Genomic DNA, 5,715 nt, shown 5'->3' with positions numbered 1-5,715 from the left:
TTAAAAGCTTGACGATGACCTACTCTCACATGGGGAGACCCCACACTACCATCGGCGCTAAGTCGTTTCACTTCTGAGTTCGGTATGGGATCAGGTGGTTCCAACTTGCTATGGTCGTCAAGCAATACTGGTTGAGTTCGGAGGTCTTAGGATGTGTAGTACATCGGCCTCGATTGACTCAAAAAGGGTGGTGGTATGTAAAGCGTTGCTATTTACTGTTGTCCACGAATGTGTATTTTACAGTGTTTTGGATGCTTGCATATCCTGACAAGTCCGGTTGCAGATGACTTAAGGTTGCATTAAGTCTCTTGCAGTTGAATCATTGTAAACCGTTTAACAGTCGATTCTGTTATATGGTCAAGCCGCACGAGCAATTAGTATTGGTTAGCTCAACGCCTCACAGCGCTTCCACACCCAACCTATCAACGTCGTAGTCTTCAACGGCTCTTTAGGGGACTTAAAGTCCCAGGGAGATCTCATCTTGAAGGAGGCTTCCCGCTTAGATGCTTTCAGCGGTTATCCCGTCCGCACGTAGCTACCGGGCAGTGCCGTTGGCACGACAACCCGAACACCAGAGGTGCGTTCATTCCGGTCCTCTCGTACTAGGAACAACTCTTCTCAAATCTCCAACGCCCACGGCAGATAGGGACCGAACTGTCTCACGACGTTCTAAACCCAGCTCGCGTACCACTTTAAATGGCGAACAGCCATACCCTTGGGACCGGCTTCAGCCCCAGGATGTGATGAGCCGACATCGAGGTGCCAAACACCGCCGTCGATGTGAACTCTTGGGCGGTATCAGCCTGTTATCCCCGGAGTACCTTTTATCCGTTGAGCGATGGCCCTTCCATACAGAACCACCGGATCACTAAGACCTACTTTCGTACCTGCTCGACATGTCTGTCTCGCAGTCAAGCGTGCTTTTGCCTTTACACTAACCTCATGATTTCCGACCATGATTAGCACACCTTCGTGCTCCTCCGTTACTCTTTGGGAGGAGACCGCCCCAGTCAAACTACCCACCATACACTGTCCGTAACCCGGATAACGGGCCGACGTTAGAACCTCAAACATACCAGGGTGGTATTTCAAGGACGGCTCCATCGAAACTAGCGTCTCGACTTCAAAGCCTCCCACCTATCCTACACAGATAGGTTCAAAGTTCAGTGCAAAGCTATAGTAAAGGTTCACGGGGTCTTTCCGTCTAGCCGCGGGAACACGGCATCTTAACCGCGATTTCAATTTCACTGAGTCTCGGGTGGAGACAGCTCCCCCATCATTACGCCATTCGTGCAGGTCGGAACTTACCCGACAAGGAATTTCGCTACCTTAGGACCGTTATAGTTACGGCCGCCGTTTACCGGGGCTTCGATCAAGAGCTTCGCTTGCGCTAACCCCATCAATTAACCTTCCGGCACCGGGCAGGCGTCACACCCTATACGTCCACTTACGTGTTTGCAGAGTGCTGTGTTTTTAATAAACAGTTGCAGGGGACTGGTATCTTCGGCCGGCATGGGCTTACGGAGCAAGTCCTTCACCCTCACCGGCGCACCTTCTCCCGAAGTTACGGTGCCATTTTGCCTAGTTCCTTCACCCGAGTTCTCTCAAGCGCCTTGGTATTCTCTACCTGATCACCTGTGTCGGTTTGGAGTACGGTCTCTTTTTACCTGAAGCTTAGAGGCTTTTCTTGGAAGCATGGCATCAAGCACTTCATGTTCCGAGGAACACTCGTCATCAGTTCTCAGCCTTGGCATCCCGGATTTACCTAAGACACCAGCCTACGACCTTAAACACGGACAACCAACGCCGTGCTGCTCTAGCCTTCTCCGTCCCCCCATCGCAGTAAAAAGAGGTACAGGAATATTAACCTGTTTCCCATCGACTACGCATTTCTGCCTCGCCTTAGGGGCCGACTAACCCTGTCCCGATTAGCGTTGGACAGGAACCCTTGATCTTCCGGCGGGGGAGTTTTTCACTCCCCTTATCGTTACTCATGTCAGCATTCGCACTTCTGATACCTCCAGCATGCTTCTCAACACACCTTCGACGGCTTACAGAACGCTCCCCTACCCCACATACAAAGTATGCAGCCGCAGCTTCGGTTGCTAGTTTTAGCCCCGTTACATCTTCCGCGCAGGCCGACTCGACTAGTGAGCTATTACGCTTTCTTTAAAGGGTGGCTGCTTCTAAGCCAACCTCCTAGCTGTCTAAGCCTTCCCACATCGTTTCCCACTTAACTAACATTGGGGACCTTAGCTGGCGGTCTGGGTTGTTGCCCTCTTGACAACGGACGTTAGCACCCGCTGTCTGTCTGCCATGATTGCACTCCTCGGTATTCGTAGTTTGCATGGGTTTGGTAAGTCGGGATGACCCCCTAGCCCAAACAGTGCTCTACCCCCGAGGGTGAGACATGACGCGCTACCTAAATAGCTTTCGGGGAGAACCAGATATCTCCCGGCTTGATTAGCCTTTCACCCCTATCCACACGTCATCCCCAAATTTTTCAACATTTGTGGGTTCGGTCCTCCAGTTAGTGTTACCCAACCTTCAACCTGCACATGGATAGATCGCCGGGTTTCGGGTCTATTGCCAGCGACTAGACGCCCTATTAAGACTCGCTTTCGCTACGGCTCCCCTATACGGTTAACCTTGCCACTGACAATAAGTCGCTGACCCATTATACAAAAGGTACGCAGTCACACCACGAAGGTGCTCCTACTGCTTGTACGCACACGGTTTCAGGATCTATTTCACTCCCCTCACAGGGGTTCTTTTCGCCTTTCCCTCACGGTACTGGTTCACTATCGGTCAGTTGGGAGTATTTAGCCTTGGAGGATGGTCCCCCCATATTCAAACAGGATATCACGTGTCCCGTCCTACTCGTTTTCATGACTAAGGCATTTTCGTGTACGGGGCTATCACCCTGTATCGCGGCACTTTCCAGAGCCTTCCACTAATACCAAAGCCACTTAAGGGCTGGTCCCCTTTCGCTCGCCGCTACTGAGGGAATCTCGGTTGATTTCTTTTCCTCCGGGTACTTAGATGTTTCAGTTCCCCGGGTTCGCTTCCAGCAGCTATGTATTCACTGCAGGATACTTACTAAAAGTAAGTGGGTTCCCCCATTCAGAGATCTCGGGATCACAGCTTGTTTGCCAGCTCCCCCGAGCTTATCGCAGGCTCCTACGTCTTTCATCGCCTCCAACTGCCTAGGCATCCACCGTGTGCGCTTAGTCGCTTGACCATATAACACAAGCGACTGCTTTAACGATTTAACACATTGATACGCTCACGATAATAAGCGCATCGCATGAGTATGATTCGCCGGACTTTTGTGTAGAGATACACAAGACATCCATAAATCAGCAATTTTATTACTTTACATTCCACCTTGTTAAAGAGCTTTCTGGCGTAAAAACCAGTCAGTTACGTTCTTGGCTTTTCATTCAGGGAATGTAAAGCGAAGACAGTAATTGGCTGACTTCTTCAAACAACAGTGATGACAATATCCACTCATCAAGTATTTTGATTTGATAAGTGGTGGAGCTAAACGGGATCGAACCGTTGACCTCCTGCGTGCAAGGCAGGCGCTCTCCCAGCTGAGCTATAGCCCCTCAAATAGATAAAACCATCAAGGCTAAATTTATTTCCATCAAGGCGAATTCACGCGAAGTGTGCTTTAGCACATGAGCGGGGATTCAACGCAGAGGGAAGCAAATTTGGTAGGCCTGGGCAGACTCGAACTGCCGACCTCACCCTTATCAGGGGTGCGCTCTAACCAGCTGAGCTACAGGCCTATGTTTCTATCTTAAGCTTCAATTAGCCTCAAGGTTGCTTGAGCTTCGCTTGGAGCCTATGGCTTGTAGCTTGCAGATGATTTTTCACTGCTGTTTCCAGTTGATCAAGCAATGCGTGTGAGCACTTACAGAGAGTTGGCAAATCGTTTAAGGAGGTGATCCAGCCCCAGGTTCCCCTAGGGCTACCTTGTTACGACTTCACCCCAGTCATGAATCACAAAGTGGTAACCGTCCCCCTTGCGGTTAGACTAGCTACTTCTTTTGCAACCCACTCCCATGGTGTGACGGGCGGTGTGTACAAGGCCCGGGAACGTATTCACCGCAACGTTCTGATTTGCGATTACTAGCGATTCCGACTTCATGGAGTCGAGTTGCAGACTCCAATCCGGACTACGAACGGTTTTATGGGATTAGCTCCACCTCGCGGTTTGGCAACCCTTTGTACCGCCCATTGTAGCACGTGTGTAGCCCAGGTCGTAAGGGCCATGATGACTTGACGTCATCCCCACCTTCCTCCGGTTTGTCACCGGCAGTCTCCTTAGAGTTCCCGCCATTACGCGCTGGCAACTAAGGACAAGGGTTGCGCTCGTTACGGGACTTAACCCAACATCTCACGACACGAGCTGACGACAGCCATGCAGCACCTGTCTCAGAGCTCCCGAAGGCACCAATCCATCTCTGGAAAGTTCTCTGGATGTCAAGACCTGGTAAGGTTCTTCGCGTTGCGTCGAATTAAACCACATGCTCCACCGCTTGTGCGGGCCCCCGTCAATTCATTTGAGTTTTAATCTTGCGACCGTACTCCCCAGGCGGTCTACTTAGTGCGTTAGCTGCGCCACTAAGAGCTCAAGGCTCCCAACGGCTAGTAGACATCGTTTACGGCGTGGACTACCAGGGTATCTAATCCTGTTTGCTCCCCACGCTTTCGCACCTCAGTGTCAGTATGAGTCCAGGGTGTCGCCTTCGCCACTGATGTTCCTCCAGATATCTACGCATTTCACCGCTACACCTGGAATTCCACACCCCTCTACCCTACTCTAGCTTGCCAGTTCTAACTGCAGTGCCCAGGTTGAGCCCGGGGATTTCACAGCTAGCTTAACAAACCACCTACGTGCGCTTTACGCCCAGTAATTCCGATTAACGCTTGCACCCTCCGTATTACCGCGGCTGCTGGCACGGAGTTAGCCGGTGCTTCTTCTGTGGGTAACATCAATTGACTCACGTATTAGGTGAATCACTTTTCTCCCCACTGAAAGTGCTTTACAACCCTAGGGCCTTCTTCACACACGCGGCATGGCTGGATCAGGCTTGCGCCCATTGTCCAATATTCCCCACTGCTGCCTCCCGTAGGAGTCTGGACCGTGTCTCAGTTCCAGTGTGACTGATCATCCTCTCAGACCAGTTACAGATCGTCGCCTTGGTAGGCCTTTACCCCACCAACTAGCTAATCTGACATGGGCTCATCTGATAGCGAGAGGTCCGAAGATCCCCCCCTTTCCCCCGTAGGGCGTATGCGGTATTAGCGTCCCTTTCGAGACGTTGTCCCCCACTACCAGGCAGATTCCCATGTATTACTCACCCGTTCGCCGCTTTACTCATTCCGAAGAACTTTCGCGCTCGACTTGCATGTGTTAGGCCTGCCGCCAGCGTTCAATCTGAGCCATGATCAAACTCTTCAGTTTAAAATCATCATCACTTAATAAATTAAGCGATTAAAACTTGGCTCAACTTTTTGTTTCTCTATTACTCTTGCGAATTGTCGAGTCACTTACGTTGATATATTTGGTTTTCGCCAATCATCTCCGCAAGTGCCCACACGCATTGCTTGATCTGCTTTTTAAAAAACCGGTTAGCGCTTCGGCTCAACCGTGGGACGCGCATTATACGCATCATTCTTTCTTTCGCAAGCTTTTTCTTTTGA

The 5,715-nt window shown here is 50.8% G+C and carries 2 tRNA genes and 3 rRNA genes; all 5 read right to left on the bottom strand.

Going from position 1 to position 5,715, the window contains the following annotated elements:
• Positions 1–6: 6 nt before the first annotated feature.
• A 5S ribosomal RNA gene (gene rrf, locus A596_RS04870) occupies positions 7–122 on the bottom strand.
• A gap of 231 nt (positions 123–353) precedes the next feature.
• Positions 354–3,241, bottom strand: a 23S ribosomal RNA gene (locus tag A596_RS04865).
• Positions 3,242–3,535: 294 nt separating this feature from the next.
• Positions 3,536–3,611 (bottom strand) — tRNA-Ala (locus A596_RS04860).
• 106 nt (positions 3,612–3,717) lie between these two features.
• A tRNA-Ile gene (locus tag A596_RS04855) sits at positions 3,718–3,794 on the bottom strand.
• Between the two features lie 148 nt (positions 3,795–3,942).
• Positions 3,943–5,476, bottom strand: a 16S ribosomal RNA gene (locus A596_RS04850).
• Together the 16S, 23S and 5S rRNA genes with 2 tRNA genes alongside form the textbook arrangement of a ribosomal RNA operon.
• Between the last annotated feature and the right edge of the window lie 239 nt (positions 5,477–5,715).

It is taken from the genome of Cellvibrio mixtus subsp. mixtus J3-8, from assembly GCF_000766945.1.
In the GTDB taxonomy this organism is placed as follows: Bacteria; Pseudomonadota; Gammaproteobacteria; order Pseudomonadales; family Cellvibrionaceae; genus Cellvibrio; species Cellvibrio mixtus_A.
This window is presented reverse-complemented; position numbering and strand designations above follow the sequence as displayed.